The organism is Pseudomonas sp. BT-42-2 (assembly GCF_025847435.2).
Classification (GTDB): Bacteria; Pseudomonadota; Gammaproteobacteria; order Pseudomonadales; family Pseudomonadaceae; genus Aquipseudomonas; species Aquipseudomonas urmiensis.
The window spans coordinates 203,720-217,571 of the sequence record NZ_JAOYTM010000009.1; the positions used below are offsets into that span (position 1 = coordinate 203,720).

Annotated in this window: 11 protein-coding genes and 1 other RNA gene; 4 read left to right on the forward strand and 8 right to left on the reverse strand. The window is 62.6% G+C overall.

Going from position 1 to position 13,852, the window contains the following annotated elements; genetic code table 11:
* Nucleotides 1–9 precede the first annotated feature (9 nt).
* Entirely contained in the window at nucleotides 10–1,863 is a 1,854-nt protein-coding gene (locus OIU19_RS10965) for a sigma-54-dependent Fis family transcriptional regulator (RefSeq protein WP_264235008.1), read from the forward strand.
* Between the two features lie 297 nt (nucleotides 1,864–2,160).
* Here OIU19_RS10965 and recR read toward each other — a convergent pair whose 3' ends face one another.
* Nucleotides 2,161–2,763, reverse strand: coding sequence for a recombination mediator RecR (gene recR / locus OIU19_RS10970; RefSeq protein ID WP_264235009.1), 603 nt, complete (start codon nucleotides 2,761–2,763; stop codon nucleotides 2,161–2,163).
* 163 nt (nucleotides 2,764–2,926) lie between these two features.
* Nucleotides 2,927–4,255 carry an MFS transporter gene (locus tag OIU19_RS10975; RefSeq protein WP_264235010.1) on the reverse strand — a complete coding sequence of 443 codons (1,329 nt, stop codon included), beginning with the start codon at nucleotides 4,253–4,255 and terminating at the stop codon, nucleotides 2,927–2,929.
* Nucleotides 4,256–4,614: 359 nt separating this feature from the next.
* Between OIU19_RS10975 and proC the strand changes: the two genes are divergently transcribed.
* Complete coding sequence (proC, locus tag OIU19_RS10980; RefSeq protein ID WP_264235011.1) at nucleotides 4,615–5,406, forward strand: pyrroline-5-carboxylate reductase; 792 nt, start codon at nucleotides 4,615–4,617, stop codon at nucleotides 5,404–5,406.
* Nucleotides 5,407–5,603: 197 nt separating this feature from the next.
* Here proC and OIU19_RS10985 read toward each other — a convergent pair whose 3' ends face one another.
* The gene (locus OIU19_RS10985) at nucleotides 5,604–5,930 is read right to left on the reverse strand and encodes a YbaB/EbfC family nucleoid-associated protein (protein WP_186556024.1); all 327 of its coding nucleotides are present in this window, start codon (nucleotides 5,928–5,930) and stop codon (nucleotides 5,604–5,606) included.
* Nucleotides 5,931–5,994: 64 nt separating this feature from the next.
* Complete coding sequence (dnaX, locus tag OIU19_RS10990; protein WP_264235012.1) at nucleotides 5,995–8,052, reverse strand: DNA polymerase III subunit gamma/tau; 2,058 nt, start codon at nucleotides 8,050–8,052, stop codon at nucleotides 5,995–5,997.
* Nucleotides 8,053–8,193: 141 nt separating this feature from the next.
* Between dnaX and OIU19_RS10995 the strand changes: the two genes are divergently transcribed.
* On the forward strand, nucleotides 8,194–8,964 hold the full coding sequence (locus OIU19_RS10995; RefSeq protein WP_264235013.1) for an ABC transporter substrate-binding protein: 771 nt from the start codon (nucleotides 8,194–8,196) through the stop codon (nucleotides 8,962–8,964).
* Here OIU19_RS10995 and OIU19_RS11000 read toward each other — a convergent pair.
* Nucleotides 8,953–9,441 (reverse strand): DUF2938 domain-containing protein, encoded by a 489-nt coding sequence (locus OIU19_RS11000; RefSeq protein WP_264235014.1) that lies wholly within the window; start codon nucleotides 9,439–9,441, stop codon nucleotides 8,953–8,955. The two genes, OIU19_RS10995 and OIU19_RS11000, sit on opposite strands and share 12 nt — an antisense overlap.
* Nucleotides 9,442–9,525: 84 nt before the next feature.
* Here OIU19_RS11000 and OIU19_RS11005 point away from each other — a divergent pair, with 84 nt between their 5' ends.
* Nucleotides 9,526–9,933: a helix-turn-helix domain-containing protein gene (locus OIU19_RS11005; RefSeq protein WP_264235015.1), complete on the forward strand. Its 408-nt coding sequence runs from the start codon at nucleotides 9,526–9,528 to the stop codon at nucleotides 9,931–9,933.
* Nucleotides 9,934–10,107: 174 nt separating this feature from the next.
* Here the strand turns inward: OIU19_RS11005 and ffs are convergent.
* From ffs to zipA, 3 genes are all read right to left on the reverse strand, one after another.
* Nucleotides 10,108–10,204: signal recognition particle sRNA small type (ffs, locus tag OIU19_RS11010), an RNA gene on the reverse strand.
* 121 nt (nucleotides 10,205–10,325) lie between these two features.
* Nucleotides 10,326–12,656, reverse strand: a complete 2,331-nt coding sequence (gene ligA / locus OIU19_RS11015) for an NAD-dependent DNA ligase LigA (protein WP_264235016.1) — start codon at nucleotides 12,654–12,656, stop codon at nucleotides 10,326–10,328.
* Nucleotides 12,657–12,771: 115 nt separating this feature from the next.
* A complete protein-coding gene (gene zipA / locus OIU19_RS11020) occupies nucleotides 12,772–13,668 on the reverse strand; it encodes a cell division protein ZipA (protein WP_264235017.1) in 897 nt (298 codons plus the stop codon).
* Nucleotides 13,669–13,852 lie beyond the last annotated feature (184 nt).

Genomic DNA, 13,852 nt, shown 5'->3' on the forward strand with positions numbered 1-13,852 from the left:
GAGGCCCCAATGCTTGCCGCGAACTCCCGAGCCCATGTCGACTGTGTCAGCCGGGTAGTGAAGAACGCCGATCGCCTGCCCCAGGCGCCGGTGCCTGCGCTGATCCTCGACTCCTGGCGCCGGTCCATGGATCTGTACCGTCTCGATCCCGGCTCCCAACAGGGGCCACGCATCCTTTCGCAGAACCTGCTCAACGAATGCCGCGAGCGCGCCGAACTGTTCCTGCGTATCGCCAGCGACGCAGTGGCGCGCCTGCATGGCCGGGTGAGCGGCGCCGACTACTGCGTACTGCTCACCGACGCCCAAGGGCGGACCATCGACTACCGGGTGGAAGCGGCGATTCGCAACGACTGCCGCAAGGCTGGGCTATACCTGGGCACCTGCTGGTCGGAAGGCGAGGAAGGCACCTGCGGGGTAGCGGCAGTGCTGACCAACAAGGCGCCGGTCACCGTGCACAAGCGCGATCACTTTCGCGCCGCCTTCATTGGCCTGACCTGCACCGCAGCACCGGTTTTCGACCCGCAGGGCGAGTTGCTCGGGGTGGTCGATGTGTCGGCCCTGCAATCGCCAGATGACCGCCGCAGCCAACATCTGATTCGCCAATTGGTGGAGCAGACCGCGCGGGAGATCGAAAACGCCTTCTTCATGCACAGCAGCCAGGGCCACTGGGTGATGCGCGCCCATGGCACGCCCGGCTATGTCGAGAGCCAGCCAGACTACCTGCTGGCCTGGGATGGCGATGGCCGCCTGCAGGCGCTCAACAGCCTGGCACGCCAGCACTTGCTCGAGCGCCACGGGCGGTTGCCGGAACATATCGGCGAGCTGTTCGACCTCGATCAGCTACGTCGCGCCAGTGACGCCAGTGCCCAGCGCCTGCCCGGCTGGCAACTGTATGGCCGAGTCAGTGCGCCGCGTTGCCTGCGTCCCCGCGCCCAGGCGCCGCAACACACCCAGGACCCACGCATCGAGCAGCACCTGCGCCTGGCCACTCGGGTCAAGGACTGCAACCTGGCGGTGCTGGTGCAAGGAGAGACCGGCGCCGGCAAGGAGGTGTTTGCCCGCCAGCTACATGGACAAAGCCAACGCCGCACAGGCCCCTTCGTTACCCTCAACTGCGCAGCGATTCCAGAAAGCCTGATCGAAAGCGAGCTGTTCGGTTATGTCGCCGGCGCCTTCACCGGGGCATCGAGCAAAGGCATGCAAGGGCTGCTGCAACAGGCCGATGGCGGCACGCTGTTTCTCGACGAGATTGGTGATATGCCGCTGAGCCTGCAGACCCGCCTGCTGCGCGTATTGGCCGAGGGCGAAGTAGCGCCCCTGGGGGCGGCGCGGCGTGAGCGGGTGGATATCCAGGTGATTTGCGCCACCCACCGGGATTTGGCAGCGATGGTCAGCGAGGGGCGTTTCCGCGAGGACCTGTACTTTCGCCTGGCCAATGCCCGCTTCGAGCTGCCACCCCTGCGTGAGCGGGCGGACCGGCTCGGGCTGATTCATCGCATGCTGGCTGAAGAGGCGCAGGCCTGCGGCGTTGAAGTGATGTTGGCCGATGCCGCGTTGGAAGCGCTGCTGACTTATCGCTGGCCAGGTAATCTCAGGCAATTGCGCCAGGTCCTACGCTATGCCTGTGCGGTGTGTGATGGCGGCCAGCTGCGGCTTGAGGATTTACCGCAAGAGGTGCGTGGAGAGGTCGAACCTGCTGCCCAGGCCAGTGTTTCCAGCCCGGCGCGACAGATGCTGCTCGATGCGTTGATTCGCCATCGCTGGAAGCCGGCGGAGGCGGCCCGGGCACTGGGGATTTCACGAGCGACCCTGTATCGGCGGGTGCATGAGCACCGGATCGAGATGCCACGGATGAAGGTTTGACGGGTGTCAGTTCCGGCCTCTTCGCGGGCAAGCCCGCTCCCACAGGGATTGCACAAAGCTCAAGGTCTGCGCGGTACCTGTGGCAAATCACTCGACGCCCAGCCCACAGACACAGCGCAAAGCTAAAGGTCTGCGCGGTACCTGTGGGAGCGGGCTTGCCCGCGAAGAGGCCGCTACAGCCTCACAGCGAAATCGGCCGACACCCTGCAAAGGCTTGCCCCACAGACACAGCGCAAAGCTATAGATCTACGCGGTACCTGTGGGAGCGGGCTTGCCCGCGAAAAGGCCGCTACAGACTCACAGCGAAATCGGCCGACGCCCAGCGAAGGCATGGGCCAAGGTGCCGCCATCCACCAGCTCCAGCTCGCCGCCCAGCGGCACGCCATGGGCGATCCGCGAGGCGACCAGGCCCTTCTCATTGAGCAACTGGGCGATGTAGTGCGCGGTCGCCTCGCCCTCCACTGTCGGGTTGGTCGCCAGGATCACTTCGCTGAAACTGCCCTGCTCCTCGATCCGCGCCATCAACTGCGGAATGCCGATCGCCTCCGGCCCCAAGCCATCGAGCGGCGACAGATGCCCCTTCAACACGAAGTAACGCCCGCGATAGCCCGTCTGCTCGACCGCATAGACATCCATCGGCCCTTCCACCACGCACAACTGGGTATCGTCGCGGCGCGGGTCGGCGCACTGCGGGCACAGCTCCTGCTCGGTCAGGGTCCGGCATTGGCGGCAATGGCCAACGCCTTCCATCGCCTGGGTCAGGCTCTGCGCCAGGCGCAGGCCGCCGCTGCGGTCGCGCTCGAGCAATTGCAAGGCCATACGCTGGGCAGTTTTCTGACCAACGCCCGGCAGAATGCGCAGGGCGTCGATCAGTTGGCGGATGAGGGGGCTGAAGCTCATGGGAAAGGCCTGACAGTTCAATGAGAGGCGGTTTATACCGGCCAAGGCAGGCAGCGTCAAATCAGCTACAGCGCAGCGGCAACTGTCCTACCTGGTGTTGCAATTGACACTGGCTGCCCGGCCCGCGTTCACGCCAGGCCGGGCCTTTACCAACGGCCGTCACTCAGGTCGACTTGACCGCCCCGCGCAGGGCGGGGTCTTGGTCGTCGCGCTTGGGTGAGCGCACGGCCAGCACCGCAATCAGCGAGATAGTGACAGTGCCCAACAGATACAGGGCCACCGGTTGCCAGTCACCGTTGTAGCGGCTGAGCAGGTAGGTGGCGATCAACGGTGCAGTGCCGCCAGCCAGTGCCGCGCCTAACTGGTAGCCGAGGGTGATGCCGGTGTAGCGCACGCGGGTGGAGAAGATCTCCGAGCTCATGGTGCCCAACACCGCAGTGATCGGCGCCCAGAGCACGCCGAAGGCGATGATCGTGGCGACCATCAGGCCCCAGGTGCTGCGCGTATCGAGCAGTTTGAAGTACGGCACGATGAACGCCGCCATCAGCAATATGCCACCGATGTAGACGGCCTTGCGCCCAACCTTGTCCGACAGCCAGCCCATCAGCGGAATCATCAGCGAAGCCACGGCCGCGGCGATCATCACCGCATTCAGGGTGCTGACCTTGTCATAGCCCAGGGTACTTACCGCGTAGCTGACCACGAAGGTCGAGAAGATATAGAAAGGCGCCGTTTCCACCACCTTGAGGCCAGCGGCGATCAGCACTTCACGCCAGTGGTCGCGCAGGGTTTCCACCAGGGGCATCTTGGCGACGTTACCCGACTCCTTGGCCTTCTTGAAGTCCGGAGTTTCATCCAGGCCGTGACGAATCCACAAACCGAGGAACACCAAGCCAGCGCTCAGCACGAACGGCACTCGCCAGCCCCAGCTGAGGAACTGCTCTTCAGGCAACATGGCCATCAGGCTGACCGCCATGGTCGCCAGCAGCATGCCGACGGTAACCCCCACCTGCGGCACGCTGCCGAACAGACCCTTACGCTTGGCCGGGGCGTATTCGTAGGCCAACAGCAGCGCCCCGCCCCACTCCCCGCCAATGCCCAAGCCCTGTACTACCCGCAGTGCGATCAGCAGGATCGGAGCCCAGACGCCGATGTGCTCGTAGGTTGGCAAGCAGCCGATCAGCACCGTGGCACCGCCCATCAGAGACAGGGTGATGACCAGGGTTTTCTTGCGCCCGATACGGTCGCCGATGTGGGCGAAAATCACCCCGCCGATGGGCCGTACGAAAAAAGTCAGAGAAAACGATAGGTAAGCCAGCAACAACCCGACCACCGGATCGAAGTTGGGGAAGAACAGCTTGTTGAATACCAGCGCGGCGGCGGTGCCGTAGAGGAAGTAGTCGAACCATTCGATGGAACTGCCGGTAAGGCTGGCGACCAAAGCGCGGCCGCGCCCCTGGGTCGCGGTGTGGGTTGCACTGGACGGCGTCATGCGAGTCTCCGTTTTTTTGATGTTATGTCGGCGAGCACAGGGTGGAGCAAGGCAAAGAGCAACCAGGTTGCACCCATGCCAGCGGATCTTAGTGAAAGTTATAAAAAAGGTACAACCCAGATTAAACGTTTAACCCGTAATTATTTTCAAAACACAGCAGAAATGCACTGTTTTGGTTCAGGCTTACAGCGGAAATTGCTTTAAAGGCCATAGTGGTGCATCCGACTGCGCAGTCACCAAGTTGGTATTGCTCAGCACTTTTTCGTTTTTGGATTTTTGTGGTTGCACCCAGTTGCACCCGGATTTAAAAAGCCCTTACTCTGGAAAAAGATCACAACAACAACCAAGGGGACTTGCCGGTGAAAACGCTGTTTATTGGGTATGGCCGTATGGGCGCTGCGTTGGGCGATGCGTGGCTCAACGCAGGTTTGATCGAGCAGTTGAGCATCGTCGATCCGGGGCTACCTGGCGCTGGCGGCGAAGGTCGTTATACGCGTCTGGCGGATGTGCCCGACGAGGCTTTCGAGCTGATCGTGCTGGCCGTTAAACCGGCTTATGCCAGTGAAGCCCTGGCAGGGCTCAGCGACCGGCAATGTGCGCAAGCCTGCGTGATTTCGGTGGCTGCGGGAGTTACCCAGGCGACCTTGAGTGCAGCCCTGAGGCAGCGCTGCCCGGTAGTGCGAGCCATGCCTAATACTCCAGTGCTGGCCGGCGCCGGTTGCACCGGGCTGTATGCGGGCGATGAGCTGGAGGCGAGTCAGCGCGCCAGGATCGGCCAGTTGTTCGAGGCGGTTGGCTTGGCCTCCTGGGTCGCGACAGAGAGCCAGCTCGATGCGGTTACAGCCATCAGCGGCAGTGGCCCGGCGTATTATCACTTGTTCAGCGAGGCACTGGCGCAAGCAGGAGTCAAACTTGGACTTACTGCTGAATTAGCACGTGCCCTGACGGCGCAAACTGCGTTTGGCGCAGCAACTTTGCAACAGCAGCGGCATGCCGATTTCGCCGAACTTCGTCAGGCAGTTACTTCGCCAAATGGCACGACGGCGGCGGCGATTGAAGTGTTCGAGAACGGGGGAAAGTTGCGCGATTTAGTCGAAGCGGCAACTGCCGCGGCCTGTCGACGATCAGTGGAGTTGTCGCAAAACAGCTAAAGCCATTTTATTAACTAACCGTTCAACTAAAAACGTGCGGCGTTATCTTTTGCCGGCAAGTTGAGCGGGGCATCGTTGTTGGACGTTGTGGCCCTATCGCGGGACAAGCGCGCTCCTACAGAAATTGCGCAATTGTGTAGGAGCGCGCTTGCCCGGCGATGAGGTCAGATCAAACAGCGCATTTGCAAAACGCTGGGTCAGAACGGCATCTTGAAGCCTGGCGGCAACTGCATGCCAGCAGTCATGCCACCCATTTTCTCCTGGCTGTTCTGCTCGACCTTGCGTACCGCGTCGTTGACGGCGGCTGCGATCAGGTCTTCGAGCACTTCCTTGTCTTCCTGCATCAGGCTGTCATCGATGCTGATGCGCTTGACGTCATGACGACCGGTCATCACCACGCTGACCAGGCCCGCGCCCGATTGCCCAGTCACTTCAGCGTTGGCCAGCTCTTCCTGCATCTTGGCCATTTTTTCTTGCATCTGCTGCGCCTGCTTCATCAGGCCGGCCATGCCACCTTTCATCATGGGGTACACCTCGATTGGGTCATGTGATGCGGCCAAGCACGCTGCCGGCCGCACGGATATCGGTTCAATCGCCCTGGCTGACCAGGGCCTCTACAGGCTCAATAGTATCCTGACGCACGGTCGCGCCGAACTGCCGGATCATCTGCTGGATGAGCGGATCGCGCTCGATCGACACTTCAGCCTCATGCTGGCGCTCCGAGCGCTTGCGCGCCGCCGCTTGCGCTGGCGTCTCCTGCTCGGGGCGGATCAGCTCGATGCGCAGCTGCAAGGTGCGGCCCAGGTGCTGGTTGAGCGCCTCGTTGAGGCGCCGCTGCTGGGTCGAGTTGAACAGTGCGCCCTGGGCTGGGTCCAAGTGCAGCAGCCAGTCATCGCCGTCGGCAGCGATCAGGGTACAGTTTGCCGCGATGTTGCCTGTCATGCCGGACACAGGCAACTGCGGGAATAATTCCAGCCATTGCAGCGCAAGGCCGGTGGCCGGCTTGGAGGCTGGCAGGGGCTCGGCAACAGGGACCGACTCGGCCTCATGGACATGCTCAGCCAACTCATCCAGGTAGCTGAAGCCTGCCGGATCAGACTCGGGCGCGTAGTAATCTTCATCCAGCGGCGGCTCGTCGTCCCGATCCATGCCAACAGCGTCATAGGCAGAGGGATCGAACGGCGGCTGGTCATCGCTTGGCGGGCCGGCTTGCGGCGCAGGCTGCGCGACAGGCGCAGGCGCTTGCGGCACCGGCTCGGCCGGCACTGTCGCCTCCTCCCACGGCAGATCGACAACCTCTTCCTCAATTGGCGCAGGCTCTTGGACGGCAACCGGCGCCTCTGGCGCGGGCTCAGGCTCGATAACCGGCTGTGCGGCAACCGGCTCCAGCGCCGCAGGCTGCGCCGTCACAGGCGCTGCAACAGGCTCGTGCGCCTCGACCGGCATTGACATGACAGGCGGTTCAGCGACCGGCGCTGGCGCTGCCACCGGTTTTGCAGAATCAGCTGTGGCCTGGCTGATCCCCACTGGCTTTAGCACCGGGGTCGGCGCGTCGTCGGTATCGGCGGGGCGGAACGCGAGCATGCGCAGCAGGACCATTTCAAAGCCACCGCGCGGATCCGGCGCCAAGGGCAAATCGCGGCGGCCAATCAAGCCCATCTGGTAGTAGAACTGCACATCCTCGGCGGGCAGCGCCGAAGCCAGGCTCAACACCCGCTCGCGGTCGCCCTGGCCGTTGTCCACCGCCTCAGGTAGCGCCTGGGCAATGGCTACGCGGTGCAGCACGTTAAGCATCTCGGCCAGCACGCCACTCCAATCCGGTCCCTGCTCGGCCAGATCACGCACCGCTTGCAGCAGCGCCCGCGCATCACCCTCGAGCAGCGCCTGCAGCACCCCGTACACCTGGCCATGGTCGAGCGTGCCGAGCATCGCCCGGACATCAGCGGCCAATACCTTGCCTTCACCGAAGGCGATGGCCTGGTCGGTCAGGCTCATGGCGTCGCGCATCGAGCCATCGGCCGCACGCCCAAGCAGCCACAGGGCATCTTCTTCGAAGGGGACGTTCTCGGCACCGAGCACATGGCTCAGGTGCTCGACCACTCGCTCCGGACTCATGTTCTTCAAAGAGAACTGCAAGCAGCGCGACAGAATGGTCGCCGGCAGCTTTTGCGGGTCAGTGGTAGCGAGGATGAACTTGACGTAGGGCGGCGGCTCTTCCAGGGTCTTGAGCAGGGCGTTGAACGAGTGCGTGGAAAGCATGTGCACTTCGTCGATCAGGTAGACCTTGAAACGCCCACGGCTCGGCGCGTACTGCACGTTGTCGAGCAGCTCGCGGGTGTCTTCGACCTTGGTGCGGCTGGCGGCGTCGATCTCGATCAGGTCGACAAAACGCCCTTCGTCGATCTCCCGGCACACCGAACAGGTGCCGCAGGGGGTCGAGGTAATACCGGTTTCGCAGTTCAGGCACTTGGCGATGATCCGCGCGATGGTGGTCTTGCCGACCCCGCGCGTGCCGGTGAACAGGTAGGCGTGATGCAGGCGCTGGTTGTCCAGGGCGTTGATCAAAGCCTTGAGCACATGGGTCTGGCCGACCATTTCGCGGAACGAGCGCGGACGCCATTTTCGTGCAAGAACCTGATAACTCATTAAAAAACCATCGCAAACTGAACGAGCGGAAGATCGCTAATGCTAGCGGAGCGGGGGCAAAATTGCACCCGGCCAATCTCGTCTAAGCTAAGCAACGCACGACTAGGCTCAGACCCTAGGTAGTCATCAGGGAGGAAAACCGTGCGGCGAATCCTGGCGATCCTGCTGTTGTGCTCCACTCACAGCCTGGCCGAACAGCCGGTGCTGCGCTTCTCGGTCGCCGAAAGCTGGAGCATGCCACTGATCCGCATCGAGCACCAACAGCCGGTCGAAGGCATTCTGTTCGACCTGATGCAAGCCGCCGCGCGCGAGGCCGGGGTACGCGCCGAGTACCACCTGATGGCTCGCCTGCGCCTGCAACAGGCGCTGGAAGACGGCGATATCGACGTGCGCTGTTATGTCACCACCCACTGGCTGATCGAGCGGCCGGGCAACTACGTCTGGAGCGTGCCGTTGATCCAGCAGCGCGATTTGCTGGTCAGCCGCAGCGCCGACCTGGCCCCCATCAACCCAGAGCAATTGCCAGCGCAGGCCATCGGCACGGTGCTGGGCTATCGCTACCCGACCCTTGATCCGCTGTTCAGCCAGGGCCGGCTGCGCCGCGAAGACAGCCGCAACCAGCAACTCGCCCTGCAAAAACTCGAGGCCGGACGTTACCGCTATGCCGTGAGCAACCAATTGTCATTGCACTGGTTCAACCGCCAACTCCCTGCGGCGCAGCGCTTGCGCGTACAGGGCGTGCTCGAGGAGCAATCGTTGGGCTGCATGGTGCGCAACGATCCAACCCTCCCCACTCAGGCACTGCTCAGGGCGCTGGTGCGGATCAAGCAGTCCGGAGAAGTCGAACGGATAGTCCAGCGCTATACCAGCCAGGACGCTGCGGGTCAGATCGTCAGCGGCTCAAGTCACTGAAAGCCCCAATGCACTGAGGTACAGGCCCAGACCAAACACGCCATGCGTGGCCAGGCTACGCACGCAGTTTCGCAACGGTGTGGGAGTATTGCTGGCAAACAGACCTGCGCCAAACGCCGGCTGCACCACACACAACGGCACCAGCACCGAAGCCAAGCCGAAGCCCAACCCAGGCAGCAGGGACGGCGCGCGTAGCCAGCCCTCCCCGACCAGGCCGACCAGCAGCGCTGCGAACAGCAAGCCAGTCGCGTAGTGCAGCGCCCATCCCCAGGCCAACTCATGCCTGACCGGCGCAGCCTTGGCGATGGCCGGGTGATACACACGCCCCTGCAGCAAATGCCCGGCCCAGCGCCCGACCATGGCGTAGTTGAGCGTGGTCACGCCCAGCCGTTTGAGCAGTAGCGTCCACAGGTCCATGACCAACGTGGCACCGATGCCGATCAGCGCAATACAAGTCATCAAGGTGGTAGCAGTCATGGCGAAACCCTTGGCAGATTGACGGAAAAGCCCAATGCCGCGCAGCATAGAAGTTGAAGTCAACTTCAAGTCAAGGGGCCACGCATGGACATCGCCGATGTCGCCAAACGCACCGGGGTACCAGCTTCAACGCTGCGTTACTACGAGAACAAAGGTTTGCTCAAGTCGCTCGCAGGCAAAGGCCAACGCCGCCAGTTCGCTGCCGACGTGGTGGATCGCCTGGCACTGATCGCCCTGGGTCAGGCAGCCGGGTTTTCGCTCGATGAAGTGGCGAGCATGCTGGTCGATTTGCAGGTGAATCGCGAAATGTTGGTGGCCAAGGCTGACGAGATCGATGCACGGATCACGCGCTTGCAGGCCATGAGCAAGGGGCTGCGCCATGCGGCGGCGTGTCCAGAGCAGGACCATCTGGCGTGCCCGAAATTTCAGCGACTGATGAAACTGTCGGCTACTGGCGTGCTGGCTGTTGAGCGCAGTCGGATGCGGACCTAGACGTTAGGGATGCCGTCGCTTGAACCGGCCACCTCGCCGGCAAACTTGCGAAAAGTCAGACACGATCAGCCACCTACCACGCAGGCAAGTGATGACAATTCTTCGCAAGGAGGCGGCGAAAACACTATCAGGGCAAGGAGGCGGAGCGTTTTCCGACCCCTGAAATGGAGGCGGCCCCACCAGCCACACCCCGGCACTCGATGTCCCCGCCTTGGCTGCTCCCTTCCGGGCCTGACCAGGTAAACGGGTAATCAATGCGGGGGGACCGATGGGGCCACCACTACGCTGCTCGCCGTGTGACGAGCCGCGCCATTGTACCGGTCTGAGGCGAAGTTACAACCTCTGCCTCAAGAAAAAACCATCATTTCTCAATGACTTGTCCCGTCGGGCGGTCAGGCGCTGATGCCCTGCTCGGCCAAGAAGGCGATAAACGCGTCTTCATCCAGCACCTTGACCCCCAGTTCGCTGGCCTTGGCCAGCTTGGAGCCGGCACCCGGGCCTGCGACCACGCAGTGGGTCTTGCCGGAGACCGAACCGGCAACCTTGGCCCCCAGGCTTTCCAGCTTGTCCTTGGCGATATCACGACTCATGCGCTCCAGGCTGCCGGTGAGCACCCAGGTCTGGCCGGCCAGGGGCAACCCTTCGACCACTTTCTTCTCGCTGGCCCAGTGCATGCCGAATGCCTGCAACTGCGCTTCGATAGCACGCGCCAACTGTTGATTGGCCTCGCTCTTGAAGAACTCGCGCACGGCATCGGCTTGCTTGGTATTGAGGGCTTGGCGCAGATCGATGCCATCGGCTTGGATGATCTGGTCCAGGCTACCGAGCTTGGCCACCAGCTTTTCAGCGCCGGTCGGGCCGACCGAGGCGATATCGAGTTTGGCGATCAACCCGGCCAAGGTGGTGCTGGCGGCGAACTCCGCGGCCAGCTCGCCCTCTTCCTGCAACTGCATGCCACTGGCGAGCAACTGCTGGATGACGTCGCGGTTGTGCTGGTCTTCGAAGAAGTTGTGGATCTCGTGGGCGACTTCCAGGCCGATGTCGGGCAGATAGGTCAGCACCTGCGGCAACGCCTGCTGTACGCGCGCCAGACTACCCAGCGAGCGCGCCAGGACCTTGGCAGTCTCCTCGCCGACATCAGGAATGCCAAGGGCATAGATGAAGCGCGCCAGGCTCGGCCGTTTACTGTTCTCAATCGCTTCGAGCAGTTTGTTGCTGGACACCTCGGCAAACCCTTCAAGCTCGACAATTTGCTCGAACTTGAGGCTGTACAGGTCGGCTGGCGAGCGGATCAGGCCTTCGTCGACCAGTTGCTCGACGCTCTTCTCGCCCAAGCCATCGATATCCATGGCGCGGCGCGAAACATAGTGAATGATCGCCTGCTTGAGCTGCGCAGCACAGGCCAGGCGGCCGACGCAGCGATACACCGCGCCTTCGCTGGTGGTTTCCTTGCCCTTGCTGCGCTTGATCAGCTGGGTGCGCTCGACCTGCGAGCCACACACCGGGCATTGGCTGGGCACCTGCACCGGGCGAGCATCCTTGGGGCGGCGCTCGAGCACCACCTGCATCACCTGAGGGATCACGTCGCCGGCCCGGCGAATGATCACCGTGTCACCGATGCGCAGGCCCAGGCGGGCGATTTCGTCCATGTTGTGCAAGGTCGCGTTGGACACCGTCACGCCGGCCACCTTCACCGGCTTCAAGCGCGCGACGGGCGTGACCGCACCGGTACGGCCGACCTGGAACTCGACATCGAGCACTTCGGTAAGCTCTTCCATGGCCGGGAACTTGTGGGCGATCGCCCAACGCGGCTCGCGGGCGCGAAAGCCCAGCTCACGCTGGGAGGCCAGGTTGTTGACCTTGAACACCACGCCATCGATCTCATAGGGCAGATCATTGCGCCGGGCGCCGATGTCGCGGTAGTAGGCCAGGCACTCTTCGATGCCTGCGGCGTGCTTGAGCTCGCGACTGATCGGCAGGCCCCAGGCCTTGAGCTGTTCAAGAATGCCGATATGGCTGTCGCCGATAGTTTCCGACACTTGGCCCAGGCCATAGCAGCAGAACTCCAGCGGGCGGCTGGCGGTAATTTTCGAATCCAGCTGACGCAGGCTGCCAGCGGCAGCATTGCGTGGGTTGGCGAAGGTCTTGCCGCCGCTTTCGGCTTGCGCGGCATTGAGCCGGTCGAAGCCGGCCTTGCTCATGAACACTTCACCACGCACCTCCAGCACCGCCGGCCAACCACTGCCCTGCAGCTTGAGCGGGATGTTGCGCACAGTCCGCACGTTGGCACTGATGTCTTCACCGGTGCTGCCATCGCCACGGGTGGCGCCCTGCACCAACTGGCCATCGCGGTACAGCAGGCTGACCGCCAGGCCATCGAGCTTGGGCTCGCAGCTGTAGTCGACCGCGCCTGGCTGATCGAGACCTTCCACCACCCGCCGATCGAATTCGCGCAGGTCGCTTTCCTCGAAGGCGTTACCCAGGCTGAGCATGGGGATCTCATGACGCACCTGGCTGAATGCCGCCAGCGCCGCACCGCCGACACGCTGGGTTGGCGAGTCGGGGGTTACCAGGTGCGGGTGCTCGGCTTCCAGCGCCTTGAGCTCATTGAACAAGCGGTCGTATTCGGCGTCCGGAACGCTGGGTTCATCGAGCACGTAATAGCGGTAGTTGTGCTGATCGAGCTCGGCACGCAGTTCATGGATTCGGGATTCGGCGTTCATGGTCATCTTCTCTTGCAAAGCAAAAGAGCAGCCCCGGGGCTGCTCTTGCGCTTGAATCATTCGCGGGCGGGATCGAGGCAGGATCCGCCCGCTCGGGTGTTACAGCTTTGAGCGATCAGCGCTTCTGGGTCAGCGCGCGGCGCTCGAACTCGACGATGCGCTGGCGGTAGTGCTCGATGGTCTGCGCGGTCAGCACGCTGCGCTGATCGTCCTTGAGCTCGCCATTGAGCTCATGGGCCAGCTTGCGCGCTGCGGCAACCATCACATCGAAGGCTTGCTTGGGATGACGTGGGCCTGGCAGACCGAGGAAGAAGCTCACCGCCCGGGTGCTGAAATGGTCGATGTCATCCAGGTCGAAGATACCCGGCTTGACCGCGTTGGCCATCGAGAAGAGTACTTCGCCGTGGCCAGCCATGCTTTCGTGGCGGTGGAAAATGTCCATCTCGCCGAAGCGCAGACCGCTCTCGAGAATGTTCTGCAGCAGGGCTGGGCCCTTGAAGCCGCCTTCATCACGGGAGATGACGCTGATCACCAGCACTTCTTCAGCCGGCGGCAACTCTTTGACCGAGCTGGTACTGGACGAAGACGAGCCACTGCTGCGGCTGTTCTCGGCGGCGTAGTCATCGTCGGCCTCGGCGAACAGGTCGGGTTCACGCGAGTCGGCCGCCAGGTTCAGGTCGCCCTGCTGTGGCTCGCTATGGGCACGTTTGCCGCGCTTGGCCGCCTTGGCCGGTTTGGCTTCGCGCTCACGCTCGCGTTCGCGCACCGGGGCGCTCATCGAAGGCAGGTCGGTTTCGTCCAGCTCGGGCTCTTTGTGCTGGCCTTCGAGCACGCGTGCAGGGCCGAGCACCTCGGCGCCGCCCTCTTCATCGGGCAGGTTGGAGTAGCTGCGATCCAGACGGAATTTCAACTTGCCCTTGCCGCCACGCATGCGTCGCCAGCCGTCGAAAAGAATACCGGCGATGACAATGATGCCGATGACGATCAGCCACTCGCGCAGACCGATTTCCATGTAATCCCGTGCCTCTATAAAAAATATGCTTGAAAACAAAGGGTTCAAAGCCCTTTAACACGTGGCGCCAACTCTATGTTCTGACAGGCGTTTTACCCACGCAAAATACACGTGACATTAAGCTAGCACGACCAAAGGCAACTTTACACCGTCTGTCGCACATGACAGGGGGTTTTCCCTACAG